This window comes from Endozoicomonas sp. PH6C, assembly GCF_059322965.1.
On the sequence record NZ_CP185342.1, the window covers coordinates 3952394 to 3969198 of the forward strand.

At 45.4% G+C, this 16805-nt stretch carries 19 protein-coding genes; 11 read left to right on the forward strand and 8 right to left on the reverse strand.

Annotation, left to right across the window (positions count from 1 at the left end; all coding sequences use genetic code 11):
* The first annotated feature begins 29 nt into the window (after positions 1–29).
* The 7 genes from ACOMG9_RS15305 (at position 30) to ACOMG9_RS15335 (ending at position 6983) form a co-directional block, all read left to right on the forward strand.
* Positions 30–1594 (forward strand): IS3 family transposase gene (locus ACOMG9_RS15305; protein WP_448215008.1). Its coding sequence is split into 2 segments (ribosomal slippage): positions 30–483 and positions 483–1594, totalling 1566 coding nucleotides; the frame shifts between segments, so codons are not numbered across the junction.
* A 106-nt stretch (positions 1595–1700) separates the two neighbouring features.
* The gene (locus tag ACOMG9_RS15310; protein WP_448217517.1) at positions 1701–2201 is read left to right on the forward strand and encodes an RING finger protein; all 501 of its coding nucleotides are present in this window, start codon (positions 1701–1703) and stop codon (positions 2199–2201) included.
* 785 nt (positions 2202–2986) lie between these two features.
* Positions 2987–3832: a CPBP family glutamic-type intramembrane protease gene (locus ACOMG9_RS15315; protein ID WP_448217518.1), complete on the forward strand. Its 846-nt coding sequence runs from the start codon at positions 2987–2989 to the stop codon at positions 3830–3832.
* Positions 3833–4226: 394 nt separating this feature from the next.
* On the forward strand, positions 4227–5159 hold the full coding sequence (locus tag ACOMG9_RS15320; RefSeq protein ID WP_494529058.1) for a 2Fe-2S iron-sulfur cluster-binding protein: 933 nt from the start codon (positions 4227–4229) through the stop codon (positions 5157–5159).
* 94 nt (positions 5160–5253) lie between these two features.
* Positions 5254–5568 (forward strand): BolA family protein, encoded by a 315-nt coding sequence (locus ACOMG9_RS15325; protein WP_422134317.1) that lies wholly within the window; start codon positions 5254–5256, stop codon positions 5566–5568.
* 57 nt (positions 5569–5625) lie between these two features.
* Positions 5626–6117 (forward strand): hypothetical protein, encoded by a 492-nt coding sequence (locus tag ACOMG9_RS15330; protein ID WP_448217520.1) that lies wholly within the window; start codon positions 5626–5628, stop codon positions 6115–6117.
* Between the two features lie 179 nt (positions 6118–6296).
* On the forward strand, positions 6297–6983 hold the full coding sequence (locus ACOMG9_RS15335) for a DUF3313 domain-containing protein (protein WP_422134319.1): 687 nt from the start codon (positions 6297–6299) through the stop codon (positions 6981–6983).
* Positions 6984–7047: 64 nt separating this feature from the next.
* Here ACOMG9_RS15335 and ACOMG9_RS15340 read toward each other — a convergent pair whose 3' ends face one another.
* Together ACOMG9_RS15340 and ACOMG9_RS15345 are read right to left on the reverse strand one after the other, a co-directional pair.
* Positions 7048–7668 (reverse strand): phosphoadenosine phosphosulfate reductase domain-containing protein, encoded by a 621-nt coding sequence (locus ACOMG9_RS15340; RefSeq protein WP_448217521.1) that lies wholly within the window; start codon positions 7666–7668, stop codon positions 7048–7050.
* Between the two features lie 174 nt (positions 7669–7842).
* On the reverse strand, positions 7843–8478 hold the full coding sequence (locus tag ACOMG9_RS15345) for an O-methyltransferase (RefSeq protein ID WP_448217522.1): 636 nt from the start codon (positions 8476–8478) through the stop codon (positions 7843–7845).
* A gap of 207 nt (positions 8479–8685) precedes the next feature.
* On the opposite strand from ACOMG9_RS15345, the gene ACOMG9_RS15350 reads away from it, so the two are divergent.
* Positions 8686–8964 (forward strand): Rdx family protein, encoded by a 279-nt coding sequence (locus ACOMG9_RS15350; RefSeq protein WP_494529059.1) that lies wholly within the window; start codon positions 8686–8688, stop codon positions 8962–8964.
* 68 nt (positions 8965–9032) lie between these two features.
* On the opposite strand, the gene ACOMG9_RS15355 is transcribed toward ACOMG9_RS15350, so the two are convergent.
* The 3 genes from ACOMG9_RS15355 to ispZ form a co-directional block, all read right to left on the reverse strand.
* Entirely contained in the window at positions 9033–9731 is a 699-nt protein-coding gene (locus ACOMG9_RS15355; RefSeq protein WP_494529060.1) for a TIGR04211 family SH3 domain-containing protein, read from the reverse strand.
* Positions 9732–9832: 101 nt separating this feature from the next.
* On the reverse strand, positions 9833–10132 hold the full coding sequence (locus ACOMG9_RS15360) for a YciI family protein (protein WP_494529061.1): 300 nt from the start codon (positions 10130–10132) through the stop codon (positions 9833–9835).
* The gene (gene ispZ / locus ACOMG9_RS15365) at positions 10133–10708 is read right to left on the reverse strand and encodes a septation protein IspZ (protein WP_494529062.1); all 576 of its coding nucleotides are present in this window, start codon (positions 10706–10708) and stop codon (positions 10133–10135) included.
* A gap of 180 nt (positions 10709–10888) precedes the next feature.
* Between ispZ and ACOMG9_RS15370 the strand changes: the two genes are divergently transcribed.
* Positions 10889–11809 carry a PHP domain-containing protein gene (locus ACOMG9_RS15370; protein WP_494529063.1) on the forward strand — a complete coding sequence of 307 codons (921 nt, stop codon included), beginning with the start codon at positions 10889–10891 and terminating at the stop codon, positions 11807–11809.
* A gap of 57 nt (positions 11810–11866) precedes the next feature.
* Here ACOMG9_RS15370 and ACOMG9_RS15375 read toward each other — a convergent pair whose 3' ends face one another.
* Both ACOMG9_RS15375 and ACOMG9_RS15380 read right to left on the reverse strand, forming a co-directional pair.
* Positions 11867–12703, reverse strand: a complete 837-nt coding sequence (locus tag ACOMG9_RS15375; RefSeq protein WP_448217524.1) for a WD40 repeat domain-containing protein — start codon at positions 12701–12703, stop codon at positions 11867–11869.
* A 157-nt stretch (positions 12704–12860) separates the two neighbouring features.
* Positions 12861–13223 (reverse strand): WD40 repeat domain-containing protein, encoded by a 363-nt coding sequence (locus ACOMG9_RS15380; RefSeq protein ID WP_494529064.1) that lies wholly within the window; start codon positions 13221–13223, stop codon positions 12861–12863.
* A 546-nt stretch (positions 13224–13769) separates the two neighbouring features.
* On the opposite strand from ACOMG9_RS15380, the gene ACOMG9_RS15385 reads away from it, so the two are divergent.
* The gene (locus ACOMG9_RS15385) at positions 13770–13973 is read left to right on the forward strand and encodes a hypothetical protein (protein WP_494529065.1); all 204 of its coding nucleotides are present in this window, start codon (positions 13770–13772) and stop codon (positions 13971–13973) included.
* Between the two features lie 105 nt (positions 13974–14078).
* Complete coding sequence (locus tag ACOMG9_RS15390; protein ID WP_494529066.1) at positions 14079–14708, forward strand: GNAT family N-acetyltransferase; 630 nt, start codon at positions 14079–14081, stop codon at positions 14706–14708.
* Between the two features lie 378 nt (positions 14709–15086).
* Here the strand turns inward: ACOMG9_RS15390 and ACOMG9_RS15395 are convergent.
* Positions 15087–16651, reverse strand: a protein-coding gene (locus ACOMG9_RS15395) for an IS3 family transposase (RefSeq protein WP_448215008.1) whose coding sequence is annotated in 2 segments (ribosomal slippage) — positions 15087–16198 and positions 16198–16651 — 1566 coding nt in all. Because the reading frame shifts where the segments join, the coding sequence is not laid out codon by codon here.
* Positions 16652–16805: the final 154 nt, after the last annotated feature.

Sequence of the window (16805 nt, forward strand, 5' to 3'; positions counted from 1 at the left end):
AGCTAGACAGTGGGCGATGGACGTTGAATATGCCTCGTTTTTCAGAGGAACGTAAATCAGCTGTTTTGAAAAAACTGTTACCACCACACAATCGCTCTGTGCCGGATGTTGCCAGAGAGGAAGGTATCAGCGAACAAACCCTGTATAATTGGCGTAAAAAACTACGGGACAAAGGATTACCTGTGCCAGGGAACGAACAAAAATCAGAACAATGGTCTGCTGAAAGCAAGTTTGCCGTGGTCGTCGAAACCGCTGCTTTGTCAGAAACAGAGTTAAGTGAATACTGCCGTAAAAAAGGGCTTTATCCTCAACAAGTCAAGGAGTGGAAGCACGCTTGTATTTCAGGTGCTGTTCAGGCTTCTCAGCGTGCAGACCAGGAAAGCAAGCAATTAAAACAAGAGCGTAAGCGCAATCAGAGCCTTGAAAAAGAGCTTCGCCGTAAAGACAAGGCGTTGGCAGAAGCTGCAGCCCTGCTGGTGCTATCAAAAAAGCTCGATGCCTTCTACGGGATAGACAGCGAGGACAACTGACACCTGTCGATAAGCGCCGCCAACTGCTGACATGGTTTGATGAGGCTATAGCAAACGGCGCTTCTCGCTGGAAGGCTGCTGAACAATTGGAAATATCCCTGAAAACACTGAATCGCTGGCGCGATGACAATGGTGCAGTGTTAACGGACAAACGCCCGGATGCCTTGCGCCCGGTACCCTCTAACAAACTGACTGAGGAAGAGGAGCAACGTATTCTGACTATCAGTAATGAAGATGAGTATGCGAGCCTGCCACCATCGCAGATCGTGCCAGCCCTTGCAGACAAGGGAGTATACGTTGCTTCTGAATCTAGCTTTTACCGTGTGTTGAAAAAGTATGGTCAGTTGCACCACCGCGGTCGTTCAAGAAAGCGATCGAAAAGCAACAAGCCGACAACCTATGTTGCTACTGGCCCTAACCAGGTCTGGTGTTGGGACATCAGTTACATACCTTCCAGGGTACGCGGCCAGTTCTGGTACCTCTACCTGATACTGGACGTTTACAGTCGTAAGATTGTTGGTTGGGAGATTCATAGCCGTGAGTCTGGTGAGTTAGCCAGTGAACTGATTAACCGGACAATGGTGGCTGAAAAATGCACTAAAACACCGCTTGTACTGCACTCAGACAATGGGGCTCCAATGACGTCGAGTACCTTTAAGGCCAAGCTTGAGGAATTGGGCATTATTCCCTCTCATAGTCGCCCAAGGGTGAGTAATGATAACGCATTTGCAGAATCGATCTTTAAAACGGTGAAGTACTGTCCTCAGTGGCCATCTCAAGGTTTTCTGACGTTAGAACACAGTCGACAGTGGATGCTGAAGTTTGAGCGCTTTTATAACAATGAACACCGCCATAGCTCAATCCGCTTTGTGACACCTGCGCAACGGCATGAGAAAAGAGATCAGGAAATCCTGAATCACCGGAAACAGGTGTATACCAAAGCGCGAGAAGCTAATCCAACGCGCTGGTCAGGAGTTATCAGAAACTGGGAGCCTGTAGGTGCGGTTGCACTGAATCCTGAGCGGTTGTCTGAAGCAAGAATTAACGAGAAAAAGGCAGCCTAAAATTCAGTTTTCGGGACAACTATCTTGAAAAACTCCGCTTTGTTGCAACAAATATATTGATTGTAATATTTTTTCTTCAACTCCATTAAGTGTACTGTCAGAAGAAGTGGTCGGTGAGTTAGTCATTTTTTTAGATGGCAACTATGATTTTCTGGCTTCAAGCAGCAATTTTAACAGAGCCAAAGGGATTGACTTTTCAATTAGTGAAGAGTTTGTTGTAGCAAAAATACAACGGATAGAGTCCGACATCTTTTCTTATTCTATATGTAATACTCAAACTGATACTTTGCAAATAAAAAGCAACCAACTGAACTTCTCTAATGAAACTTTAGTTTTCGAATTTAAAGAAAAATTATCTTTTCAGCCTGAAGGATGGCTTGCATATACCATAAAATTAGCTTTTAAACAGCTTGAACATATTTTTCTTATCATGACAATTGATGCGTTGTTTGAAGATTTTTTTCTAGGAGAGTGCGCTATTTGCCATAAAAACATGATCGTAGGAAAAGTTTCGATGGCTGGCTGTCATAGGCATTATTTTTGTACCTTATGCCTGCGTCAATGGGCACAACATGGCTCTGGAAGGTGTCCATATTGCAATAGGTAGTGCCAAGCCTAACAGCTATCAGAACCCCAGTAATTGATATTGGATATTACACTCATGCAGTTTATACCCTCTGAATCAGGAATAATAAATTCACTTGGAGCTATCCCAACTTCTCAGTCTTTTGGAACCTTTAGTATGCGTTCAGATCTATCTGCCAGTAGCCAACATCAAGCCATTGGTTAAATTTAAAACCAACTTTTTCAAAGTGTGCTACTTTTACCGTTCGAAGCTTCTCATGGAGCTTGACGCTGGAAGCATTTGGAAGGGTAATCCCACTGATCGCCATACGAACCCCAGATTCTTTGAGTCTTTGGAGCAGTAATGAATACAGCTTTGTGCCAAGCCATTTGCCTGACATTTTATGCGATAAGTAAACAGTTATCCCAACAGAGAAGCGGTAGGCACTTCTATCACCCTGCTGGTATTTTTATTTTTACTGGTCGCGAACAATAAGTATTCCTAACACAGTTGTTACTATTCATTGAACTCTTTGACAACAGAACAGTCAAACTAATTATTAACGATCAAATCGATTCTCTTAAAGAGAACAAAATAAAAATAGTAGGGATAGCTCAAGCAGCGCTATACAAATCCCTGAGTGCAATGATATGGAAAAAGTTTACTTTAAATACAGATAATTTTAAGTCAGATGAGCATCTTGATCGAAGTTTATAAAGCCTGCTTCAGCCACTTCCCGAAGGCGAGACATGTGGATGGACGAAGTCTCGGAAGAAACTGGAATCATTTGTTAGCATCTATGCTTGTTTTTTTAGGGAGTAAGTACAATGAAAAAATATACTTTAATAATCGCAATATGTTGCTCACTAGTAACTCAATATGCAAAGTCAGCCCCTCTCCCAAAAAATGAGGATGAATTGAGCACTTTGCACGCATTAATTAATATGACCCTCACAGATTCAGCAACTATTGAAGATAAAGAATCTAATATAACGGTCGTTCTTACAAAGTCAGATACACCTCTGCTAAAAACAGAGGATGAATTGAGCACTTTACACGCAGTAACAAATATGAGCCTCACAGATTCAGATTCAGATTCAGATTCAGATTCAGTGAATACTGAAGATAAAGAGCCTTACAAAACAGTCGGTTTTATAAAGAGATATAATATTGATAAGCAAATTTATTATGGATTATTATTAGGTGCAATACATTTTACAGAGTATCGAATTTTGTATTTTTGCATTTTACGCCCTCTGTCATTAGTACATGACCCATACGATGGAAAATTAACATTTTTAGAGGCTGTTTCAGGAGCTATCGTTGAAGAGGCTATATTTAATGGTTTGTTGCTCCCTTTAATCAATTACTCTATAGAATTGGCAACTAACAGTAGCACCAAGTTTGATGAAGAAATATTTATTTTAAGTTACAACCATCATGATAAAAAAATATTTATTATGAGTAACATCATCAAATCCACAGCATTTGGACTTTTACACCTTGCCAACAAGAACCCATTAATGGCACAAGTCCTGATATCAATGACCAACTCATTCGCAAGAGGACAATTTACTAAACATTATGGTTTACTAAGTGCGATTGTAGCTCATGTTTCTTTAAACTCTATGGGTTATTTAGTCTACATCTATAGCAGACGAGAGCACTTTTAGCGACTAACAGTTATTAGCAGTCAAACGAGCGACATTAGTTATGACTCAGACGCGTCTCCCCCCTAAGCAAGGGAGAATAAACTCATTTGAGTATACCCAAACCTTTCAGTTTGTCATAAAGCCATTAATAACCAATAGGCTATTAGCTATTTTTCCTATTTTTTGGTTTGCATACTTTTAGGTTGAGCAAACTGCATCGTTACAGATGCACTTTATTTTCCTCTATAAAACAGTATTTTTCCCACACTGCCGTCAGGCGATCTATATTTGAAGATCTTGTTATAATTTGATAGGACACGGGGACACAACAAGTTCGTTATTGCTTAAATACAACAGCACCCACGAAAAAACATGGGTGTTTCCGTAGTAAAAAGCATTAAGGTAAGATACCACCATGCCTGTTATCACACTGTCTAACCGGGCCTACCCGGTCGATAAAAACCAGAGCCTGCTGGACTCCTTACTGGCAAAGGGTGAAAAAATACCTTTCTCCTGTCGTTCAGGTATCTGTCATGCCTGCATGATGAAAGCTGACACAGGTCATCTCAGCGAGCGGAGCCAGGCTGGGCTGAGCAGTGAAAAAGTTCGTGAGGGGTATTTTCTTGCCTGCCAGTGTCTGCCTGAAAATGATATGACTGTCTCCCTGCCCGGCAGGAGCCACACCCAGGCCATCATTACCGAAAAACAGTTCTTATGCCCTACCGTTGTGGCTCTGACTCTCGCCCCCAGGCATCCGATGAACTATTTTCCCGGCCAGCATGTCTTTATCGATATAGGGCTACAAGTTAATAAAGAGTGCTATCTGGCCTCAGTGCCATCACTGGATCAGACGATGGTCATCCAGGTCCAGCGCAAGGTGGCAGATCCTTTCAGCACCTGGGCGCACGATTCTGCCGAAACAGGACAAAAAATCAGCATCAGCAGCCCCCGCGGAATCAATCTATGTGGAAGCCTGCTGGATATCCCTGACCAGATACTGATCGCTCAGGAAGTGGCACTGGCCCCCATACTGGCTTATGTCCGTGAAGCTTTGCACAATACCGGGTCCTCATCACAACTTAGAATTCATCTGATCCACGAGGCATCCAACAGCAACGATCACTTCGGTATAGAACGATTGGAAGCACTTTCACAAATGGATCAATTCAGTTATGCCCTGACAACCGGAAGACAGGATTATGGGCAATGGCTGGACTCGGCTTTACCAGAAGCTTCATCGATTAGAGTTATTTGTGCCGGCGAGGCATCATTCTGTAAACCTATTGAGGAATCTTGCTCACAGCGCCCAGGTATTAACTACACGGCCTTGAACAGTGAATTTTCCTGATCCACTTTTCTCTTCGCAACCCTCGCGTCTTCCTGTTAATCTAAAATCATATATCTGATCGTCCAAGCATGATTTAAAAGGTGGAAATGGAAGTATGACTATGCAAGATCGTGTCAGTGACAAACTGACCACTGCCCTGGAGCTTGAACACTTTGAAATATTCAATGAAAGCCATATGCACAATGTGCCGCCGGGTTCTGAATCTCATTTTAAAGTGGTTTTGGTTAGCCAGTCGTTTGAGGAGCAGATGCCGGTTAAACGCCATCAGCTGATTTACAAAATTCTGTCTGATGAGATGCAAGGGGGCATTCATGCTCTGGCCCTTCATACTTATACCCCCGGTGAATGGTACGAGCGTAAGGGCCTGGCACCTGTCAGTCCGGACTGCAAAGGCGGCAGCAAGCACTGAACTCTCTCAAACGGCCACAACCAGAGCAGGCCGCTAAAAGTAAGTTTTGCCACCTTCATGGATGAAAGGCATTTCACAATTGGTAATGGAGAACCCCAGGACGTGTGCGGCGGTGTTCAGTTCGAGTTGGATGGCCTGACCATCAAAACCTTTTTCCCAAATCCCAAAGCCCGTTTGCCGGTATTGAGCCTGCAGGGCCAGCAGATTCTGGTTCCCTGGGGACGCCGTGAGGGTCAGCCTGGTCACACACCACAAGGAGGTTGGGCAAGACTGGAATCCATTAAAAAGGGTATTTGGAATCGGTTTAGCCCCAAACCTGTCAAAATAAGTGTCGATGCCTTTATGGAAAAAGATGAAGCAGGCGAGAGTCATTGGTTTCTCTTGGAAAACCAACAGTTTATACAAGGGCTGATCGCTACTGATGGCCCTTTTACCCGGCTTTATGTCGTAACAGAAGAGAACGAACAAAGTTGCCACAAGAGTCACCGTTGGCCCAGAGTAATGGATGCACCGGAACCCCTCAGAACCGCATCAGGGGGACTTTTTTAGCAGCAGCCCGCACCACCCTCCTTTCTTGTCTCGATTATTGGCATCAGTTCAGCTCATCACTGCGTTATACACTTTAGTGCAATGATTATCTCGGTAAATCATACTTTTCAGCAGACAAACTTTGATAGACACTCTACCTCAGTTAAAGCAAATACCTTAATCAAACGACGACACGAACCATGACAGCTTATAAAAAAACTCGCCGACTTTTTGCCCTGCCCTTTATGTTGGTCAGCGCCCTGTTTCTAACAGCCTGTTCAACGCAGCAAAAAATTGATACTGAAGAACAACCCTTCAGCGGCTATCTGGAAAACTATGAAAGACTGACTGCTTTTGATGACGATACTGCCATGCGCTGGGTCAGTGGTGATCTGAAAAAGTATAAAAAGGTCTATGTTGAACCCGTTAATCTGTTCCCGAATTACAATGCAACCAATGATGCCCAGCGGGAAGTAGCTACTAAAGTCGCTGACTACCTGAACAATGGTTTCAGAGAAGGTCTGAAGCAGCGTGGGATGCTGGCAGAAAAGCCGGGACCGGGCGTCCTGGTCATTCAGCCTGCCATTACCGGCATTGTGTCAGAAATGCAGGACCTCAGACCCAGACAATTCGTTCTCCCCGTCGCAGTTGCCAGAACACTGATCAAAACAGCCACCGACCGACTGGATTACATAGTAGCCCTCTATTTGGAAGTACAACTGAGAGACGGCGAAACGGGCAAGCTTGAGGGTGAAGTGCTGCGTAAAGGAATCAATAAGCAATCGGATAATGATGAAGTCACAAAGGAAGATGTCAAAGCGGTTCTGGATGACTGGTTGGAATTCTACAACCGTGGTCTGGACAAGCTAACCAACAAAGAGCAGTAAAACCCACCAACACGGCTGCCTGTCAGAAACATCAGGCAGCCAGCCCTTTATTCCCCTTAACGACTCAGGACACCGAGGTGTGCAGCCCACACTCCCGATTACCAATCACTTTGGTAGGGTCGTAATAATCTTCTTCAATAGGAAGGTCGTTCATGACCAGATACTCTTCAACATCCAGCTCTGACCAGTTCAACAGAGGGGCCACCCGGTAATAACCATCTTTGGTTTCACTGACGACCTCTAGCCCCTGACGAAAAGCGGTCTGGTCTTTCCTGATGGCCGTCAACCAATAGTCCGGAGAGAAACTCTGCATGGCCCGTCCAAAAGGCTCAAGTTTGACCTGACGGGTAAATTCGTCATGAGCAGGCGTATCCACCTCCGGCACACCGCCCATAATGGCATCGCGGTAAGCACGACTGTACTCTGGATGATAAATCTGAATGTTCAACTCCAGCTTCTGGATTAAACCCCGGGCGAAGCGGTACGTAGCATGCGTCCCGTAGCCTGAATCAATCCAGATAACCGGCAAATCAGGTTGAACCCGGGTAGCCATATGCAGAATGGCAGCCTCATGGGGACCAAAGTTGGTGGTAACCAGCGGCTTGACGGCCTTTTGCAGAGCCCAGCGGATTATCTCTTGTGGCGAGCGCTCGGCAAGCTCACGGTTTATGGTCTCCAGATCCATTGACTTCCCCCGAAATGTTTCTTCTTTAACACTTATGTCTTGATTCATTCGAACTATAGGTGATGAAGTTCCCGGGAAGCAATGCATCGTCTAGAACATATCTTTCTTTGCAAATAGTGAGTTGGACTAATGCCCCAGGTCAGAATTAAGACAATTGCAAAAGAATGATAAAAATCAGATCTTCCGTACCACATGAAGACCATGCCTGACAGGTAAGAGAACATTATCCAGATCCTCTCTGGAAGACAGATAACGATTAAGCTCTGCAATCACCTCGTCCCGCTCATCCTGAGGATTCAAAACACCACCTTTCCAGAGGGCATCGTCAATGACAATAAGCCCCCCCTGCTTGAGCATGGGGAGTATAAGCTCCAGGTATTCAAAGTACTTTTTCTTGTCGGCATCAATAAAAACAAAGTCGAGCTCACCCTCGATGGTAGGGATGGTTTCCAACGCTTTGCCAAACAGTACTTTCAACTTATGAGAATGAAGTGATCGATCAAAGAATTCCTCTGCAATAGCAATGGCTCGCGGGTTGGTTTCACAACAGTAAATTTCCCCATCCTCTGGCAGTGCTTCTGCCATGGATAAAGCCGCGTAGCCGGTGAACATGCCGATTTCCAACACTCTTCTGCTATTGCTCAGGGCCACCAGCAGTTTCAGGGTTTGTCCCACCATTCTTCCTGACATGTTCCCCGGGTAGCGGGTCCGGTCCTCCGTCGCCTGGGCCAGCTCTTTCAGAAGTGACGATTCACCGCCGGTAATGTCATGGCAATATTGTTCAATATCGGGATTTACAATGACCGTCATGGCCCTTCCTTCACTGCATTAACGGGCAGATTCTATCAGCAGCCTGCTCAGTAAAAAATGCCTTTTAACCATGCCCGGTTGATAAACTCATGGTAGGATTTGAAGTAGCTTCGCGAACCCTCTGAACAAGTCAGACAGGAACAAGGGGCTCAATCAAAAAAATAAAAAAAATCCATCACTCACCCAACTCCTCCAAGGCAGTAGACTGTGACAGAAAAACCCATTATAGAAATAGAATATTGTAGCCAGTGTCAGTGGCTGCTTCGCTCTGCCTGGCTAGCTCAGGAACTGCTCAGTACGTTCAGTACTGACCTGGGAGAGGTGAGACTGAAGCCCGGAACAGGTGGTATCTTTATCATCACCCTGAATGGTGAACAGATCTGGGAGAGAAAACAGGACGGCGGCTTTCCTCAGCCCAAGCAGATCAAACAGAAAGTCCGTGACCTGATAGATCCGGAACGGGATCTCGGTCACAACGACCGTTGATTTATGTTACTCCGATCAAAGTGAGGCTCTGACGATCAACCAGAGCCTTTTTCAAATATTTACGACATTTAAACCCAGTCTGACGCCGGCTTTTTGCGGAATCGGATCATTGGCAGGAACAGCCCCAGCAGAATCCCTATGATTATCGTACCCCCCCCATAGAGGTACCAACGCATAGTGCTGCTGCGAATCAGCTGGTTATTTTCAGCCTCAACCACCTCAATCCGGTTTTTCAGCTGCAAATTTTCTTCCATCAATTGTTTGTTCCGACGATCCAGTGCCTGAGGGTCGGCGGTGGCTTCTCTCAGGGCAATAAACTGAGAGGTTTTGTCATCCAGCAATTCGGCAGTTTCCTGAAGAGAACCTTTTACACTTTTCAGCTCATTCTCAGTGGCAGATAGCTCAGACTTCAGAGCCGTATTTTCTTTGCTCAGCCGCGAAACGTTTGCCAGCACTTTTGGCAGACGCTCTCTGGCAGGCTGCTCGGCCACCAGGTACTGACGGGGGATATAACCCTCTGATCCATCGGCCATTCTGACCTTGCTGAACCCTTCTCCGGCATCAGCTTCGAGAACAGTCATTTTCAGCCCTGTTTTCAGGCCCCGGTGCAAAATCCGGTATTGATTACCAGGCCCTGACCGCATTGGCACATAAACGACATCCGTAACATAACGTGTTTCAGCCTGTACTGGTTCAGCCTGAACCATTGAACCCAGCAGTACTAAACCAGTGAGTGATAAAAACAGTTTGGGTAAGGTTTGTTTCACGTTTTCTCTCTTAACCAGGCTGCCCTGTTATCAGAATTATTCGAACAGGGCCGCATCCTGCAAAACTTAATTATAAAAATGACAGACTTCCGGAAGGAAAATCAGGGCAGTACTCGCTTGAATGGCTTCACACTTACAGAATGATAAACACCGGCGGCCACGTAGGGATCATCATCAGCCCAGGATTGTGCGGCTTCGAGGCTGTCAAATTCAGCAATAACAATACTGCCGCTGAATCCGGCTTCGCCCGGATCGTTACTGTCGATAGCAGGACAGGGGCCTGCCAGGATCAGACGACCCTGAGACTTCAATACCTCAAGCCTTTCCAGGTGAGCAGATCTGGCTGTCTTGCGCAGAGACAGACTATTGTCAACATCTTCACTGATGACTGCGTAAAGCATTTATTTTTCCTCAGTCTGTATATGTCTTGAGATGACCAGAAACTGCAAGACAACAAAGACAAAAGTAAGAATCAGGCTACCGAACACCTTAAAGTCAACCCAGAACTCGTGGAAGGTGAAAGCCACATAAAGGTTAGCGGCACCCAGTAGTGCAAAGAATACAACCCAGCTCAGATTCATACGAATCCAGATCTCATCCGGCAGGCTGATGGCATGCTCCATCATTCTCTGAACCAGGCTTTTCTGGCCAACAAACTGACTGCCCAGGAAGGCGGCAGCAAAGATCCAGTTTACAATCGGCGCTTTCCATTTCAGGAAGTTTTCGTCCTGAAAGGCCAGGGTCATGCCACCGAATAAAACCACGGCCATAAGCGTAATCACCTGGCTCTTTTCAAGGGTTTTGTTCTTGATGAAGCTGCCACCATAAACAATGACAGAGGCAATGATCAGGAAGAAAGTGCCACTGATAGCACCTCCGACCTCAAGGGAATATCCGGCTACATCCACCATTCTGGGGTCCATCTTGTAGACCGTAAAAAAGATAATAAGTGGAATAAAATCAATCAGTTGCTTCATATTAAACCAGTCGGGTTACCTTGTGATTTACTTCGATATTTCGCTCAGGGTTTCTCACTAACCAAGTTCAGAGCTCGTTAAATCATCCTGTAGTTTACTATGGAACGGCTGCATTGCCATGTCTGGTCGACTCCACCCTGCCAACTTTTTAAAAGCCTTTACAGTTCCATTGGTGGTAGAGTGTACAGACAGTTACTACTTATTTGTATCGCAATGACCCTGAATGTCGACCTCCATTGTCACACCACCGCATCCGATGGTTCCATGGGACCACTGGAAGTTTATGAACGAGCACGTGATAAAGGTGTCGATATACTGGCTATTACGGACCATGATTCGGTGGCTGCACACCAGTTTCTCTCCAATAAAACACTCTCTGGCCCCAGGCTGATCACCGGGACGGAATTATCAACCACCTGGTCTGCCATGGAAATCCATATTGTCGGTCTTAACTTTTCCCTGTCTAACCCGGATCTTGAACGAATCATCCATCACCAGTGTTCTGCCAGAAAGCAGCGATCTCTGATGATCGCCAGCCGTCTGATGAAACAACTGAAACTGAAGATCAGCGCTGACACTTTGATGAATGAAGTCATTGATCTGGCATTGAACCGGCAGAAACAATCGCCTGACGGCTTTGTTTTATCCAGAGAAAACATCCAGACAGGCCGACCTCATTTCGCCCAATGGCTGATTGAAAAAGGCTACGTCAAAGAGATGCAAGCAGCTTTTGACAAGCATCTGTCGCACCAGAAAATAGGCAACTTGAAGGCCTTCTGGCCTCCCATGGGTCAGGCCGTAGCCTGGATCAGAGCCCTGAATGGTACGGCTGTGTTAGCTCACCCCGGAAAATACAAAATGACCCGCACCAAGCTCAGAGCTCTGGTCAAAGACTTCAAACTGGCTGGCGGCCATGCCCTGGAAGTCAGTGGCTGCCAACAGCCTCCCGGACAGCGGGAAGCACTGGCAAGCCTTTGCCAGGACTTTGAACTCAGAGCCTCAAGGGCCAGTGACTTTCATACCCCCACCAAACCTTGGGTAGAACTGGGCAGAGCGCCAGAACTTCCCAAGGGTACTCTGCCTGTCTGGGAAAACTGGTAGATGATTTTCTAATGCCTGAGTGCCAGAAAACACTGATTCTCACGCTCCCTTGCTCAATTAACCATCCCTCCATAGTTCGGTAACTTTTGCTAAGTGACCGGAACTTCTGGTCACCACATGGCGACTATCGTTGCTAAAGCTGGCCGATAAGATCTTTTCAGAATGGGAAACGGTGGCTTTTCGTTGCCATGATCCGTCAGCCTTCCGACCAATGATTTGAGCTCTGCGATCAAAACTGGCAGTCAGCAAATGATCGCCATCGGCATTGAAGGTGGCTGATCTGATCGAATTATTATGATGAATGGTCGTTTCTTTCCACCATGATCCATCGGTCCTCTTACCAGTGATTTGCACCTTGTCATCTCTACCAACGGTCGCCACACGGCTACTATCTGGGCTAAAGACGGCTGAGATAACACTTTTTTCGTGGGAAATGATCGCTTTTATTTTCCATGTTCCATCGTCTTCCCGGCCATAGATTCTTGCCTCATGATCATCACCAGCTGTCACCAGATAGCGGCCATCCGGGCTTAAGCTGGCAGAGTTGACAGAGTTATCATGGACAATGACGATTTCTGTTTTCCATGATTTATCCGCCTGCAGACCATGGATTTTCACCGTATTATCGTTACCGACACTGACCACATGGCGTCCATCAGTACTAAAGGTGGCTGAACTGATCGAATCATTATGGTTAATGAACATTTTTGGCTCCCATGATCCATCGTCCGCTCGCCCATAGATTTTTGCCGTAGGATCCTCACCAACGGTCAGTACATGGCAACTGTCGGGACTGAAGGTGGCTGAGTTGACAACATCGTCATGAGCAATGATGGCTTCTTCTACCCATGATTTGTCATCCTTCTGGCCATAGATTCTCGCAGTATGATCCATACTGGCGGTGACTAGCAGCCTGTCGGACTTGAGCGTCCGTAGCGAGGATTGCGAGAAATTGAGGATAAAAATTTCTGATTCCGAGGAGAATAGCGAGCTATTTGACGAGGGAGCAGGAATTTTTAGACCAATTTATCGCAACCGCAGTAGGACAGTCTTAAGTCCGACAGGCTGCTAGATGGCAGCCATTGGGGCTGAAGCTGGCCGAGTTGACACCATCACCATGGGTAATGACGAATTCTTCTACCCATAATTCATCATCCTTCTGGCCATAGATTTTCGCCGTATGATCCATGCTGGCAGTTAATACATAGCTGCCATCAGGGCTGAAGCTGGCTGAGTTGACAACATCATCATGAACAATGATGGCTTCTTGCGCCCATGATTGGTCGGCCTTCACACCGTGGATTTTCGCCGTTCCATCGTCACTGGCGGTGATCATATGGCGGCCATCAGGGCCAAGGCTGGCTGAGTTGATCCAGGATTTGTGAGCAACACTGGATACTGTCACCGGAAGCATTGTTTTTCCTAAAACATTGACAGCCTCTGATACACTTGTTTCCTGGCTGTTATACCTGCAAAGCTGGATATAATGAAATTTCTCCAAAGTCACCAACTACTATCGATTGTCAAAAGAATCAACATTTCACCATGTGACTTAGAACCTGCATAGTAATAAAAGTTCAAATTTTCTTAACTGCAATTAACATTTTTTTAACTCATTCACACATTCCACAGGCTACTGCAAAAGTAAAACATCGGAAAAGTCAGTCTGCCATCAGAACTTGGCCCTGGTAGCCGAGTGCTCCATTTTCGGGGAAAATCCATATATTTGAGTGACTAAGGGCTGAATAATCTTTATTGGCCTGCCGGGCAACGCTTCATTAGTGGCCGGAGCTCGTCGAACCCGTATCGATACTGAACAAGGTCAGCCATCCCCTGGACAGTGGCGGGTACACGACCGAAGACTATCTTTTGCAACCGCTGGAGGGCGGGTGGTTGTGCGGATGAACGGTTCGGTGTTTTTCGGTAAGCTAGCGCCTGGTTATAATGCAATAGGTTAACCATGAGCACACCGTCAACGCCCCTTAAAAAAACGGCCAACTATTATTATGGGCTGGGTATTTTTGTTGCTTTTTTCCTGGCCGTGATACAGATTGTTTCGGCACTCAATGAAGACACGTCCAGGCCATCTGTTCAGAATACCCCAACGCGCAACTCAATTTCATGGCGCTGGTCAAGAATTACCGGAACCTGTATGTCCGTGTGAGTTCTATCCCTGGGTTATGTGGCACTCTCGGAAACACACTACAGCAAAATTGAACTATCAAGGTTTAGGAATGTCCAATTTCTGTATTTAAAAAGGAGTCTTCCTATGATTCATGGAATGATAGATTCAGCAAGCGTTCAGAATAAGCCTAAGATTAGTATTTCTCCTACTTTAAAAGAAGCTTCAGCTTTTATGGACTTCAAGGTTAAAGTGATATGTAATTGCTCAGACCTCCCATATTTACCAATGTATTTTTCTTCTCTAAAAGAAATTACTCCCATTGACCCAATAGAAGAGATGAAAGAAGAATTTGAAAAACTTTCTAACACAAGGCTTTCTGATAGGGCATGCAATTTGGTCATTATTGAGTTATTAGATTCTCAAACATCTAATCTTATAGCTTTTATATCTATGCAAGATAACAAAAAATCTTTGTTTGTGAAAATGCTGGCTACTCAGGATGAATATAAAGGTCGTGGAGCTGGTCAATTTCTTATGCGCTGCGCCATTGATGTTGCAATTAAAAGAAATATTACAACTGTTAAACTTAACCCTGAGGGCAGTGCGAGACAGTTTTATATCAAAAAAATTGGAATGATTGAAAATAATAATTCTGAATTAGAGTATTCTCATCCAAGATATAACGATATCAAAACACACTTCAGCCCAGTACTCTCAAAATTCAAGCTTATACAAACCGAGGAAAAAGGCTATTTTCATGTTTCTTCTTTTTAATCCCACAAAAGCCACATAAGTCGGTACTTATGAAAAAGTAAGAAAGAGTAACATATGTGTTATGAACTATTTCTAATATTGTCTGCCATAATAATTAGTTCAGGAAGAGGTTACCTAGCATGGATGCTCAATATTTTACTAATACTTTATCAACCAGGCCATATCCCTCAGAAAATTAAAGAAATCTCAAAGCTGACTTCTGTGCAGTTAAAACCAAAAGAGGTAGAGACAAAGGAGGTAGAGACGCCCACTTGTTTCAACCCAAGAGTTATTAATGTTTTAGAAGATTGCAATATTTAATATCAACTCCGCCATAGCTAGCTACTGATTGAACCCTCAACCGGAGTTTTTCAAGATAGTTGTCCCGAAAACTGAATTTTAGGCTGCCTTTTTCTCGTTAATTCTTGCTTCAGACAACCGCTCAGGATTCAGTGCAACCGCACCTACAGGCTCCCAGTTTCTGATAACTCCTGACCAGCGCGTTGGATTAGCTTCTCGCGCTTTGGTATACACCTGTTTCCGGTGATTCAGGATTTCCTGATCTCTTTTCTCATGCCGTTGCGCAGGTGTCACAAAGCGGATTGAGCTATGGCGGTGTTCATTGTTATAAAAGCGCTCAAACTTCAGCATCCACTGTCGACTGTGTTCTAACGTCAGAAAACCTTGAGATGGCCACTGAGGACAGTACTTCACCGTTTTAAAGATCGATTCTGCAAATGCGTTATCATTACTCACCCTTGGGCGACTATGAGAGGGAATAATGCCCAATTCCTCAAGCTTGGCCTTAAAGGTACTCGACGTCATTGGAGCCCCATTGTCTGAGTGCAGTACAAGCGGTGTTTTAGTGCATTTTTCAGCCACCATTGTCCGGTTAATCAGTTCACTGGCTAACTCACCAGACTCACGGCTATGAATCTCCCAACCAACAATCTTACGACTGTAAACGTCCAGTATCAGGTAGAGGTACCAGAACTGGCCGCGTACCCTGGAAGGTATGTAACTGATGTCCCAACACCAGACCTGGTTAGGGCCAGTAGCAACATAGGTTGTCGGCTTGTTGCTTTTCGATCGCTTTCTTGAACGACCGCGGTGGTGCAACTGACCATACTTTTTCAACACACGGTAAAAGCTAGATTCAGAAGCAACGTATACTCCCTTGTCTGCAAGGGCTGGCACGATCTGCGATGGTGGCAGGCTCGCATACTCATCTTCATTACTGATAGTCAGAATACGTTGCTCCTCTTCCTCAGTCAGTTTGTTAGAGGGTACCGGGCGCAAGGCATCCGGGCGTTTGTCCGTTAACACTGCACCATTGTCATCGCGCCAGCGATTCAGTGTTTTCAGGGATATTTCCAATTGTTCAGCAGCCTTCCAGCGAGAAGCGCCGTTTGCTATAGCCTCATCAAACCATGTCAGCAGTTGGCGGCGCTTATCGACAGGTGTCAGTTGTCCTCGCTGTCTATCCCGTAGAAGGCATCGAGCTTTTTTGATAGCACCAGCAGGGCTGCAGCTTCTGCCAACGCCTTGTCTTTACGGCGAAGCTCTTTTTCAAGGCTCTGATTGCGCTTACGCTCTTGTTTTAATTGCTTGCTTTCCTGGTCTGCACGCTGAGAAGCCTGAACAGCACCTGAAATACAAGCGTGCTTCCACTCCTTGACTTGTTGAGGATAAAGCCCTTTTTTACGGCAGTATTCACTTAACTCTGTTTCTGACAAAGCAGCGGTTTCGACGACCACGGCAAACTTGCTTTCAGCAGACCATTGTTCTGATTTTTGTTCGTTCCCTGGCACAGGTAATCCTTTGTCCCGTAGTTTTTTACGCCAATTATACAGGGTTTGTTCGCTGATACCTTCCTCTCTGGCAACATCCGGCACAGAGCGATTGTGTGGTGGTAACAGTTTTTTCAAAACAGCTGATTTACGTTCCTCTGAAAAACGAGGCATATTCAACGTCCATCGCCCACTGTCTAGCTTTTATTGGTTAATCAGTGAGCGGGACAACTATCCTGACACAGCGGGCAACTGATGAAGACCATTTATCCACTGAATTTAAAATCACATCTGATAGAGAAATTAAAAAAAATCAATCTTCACTGTT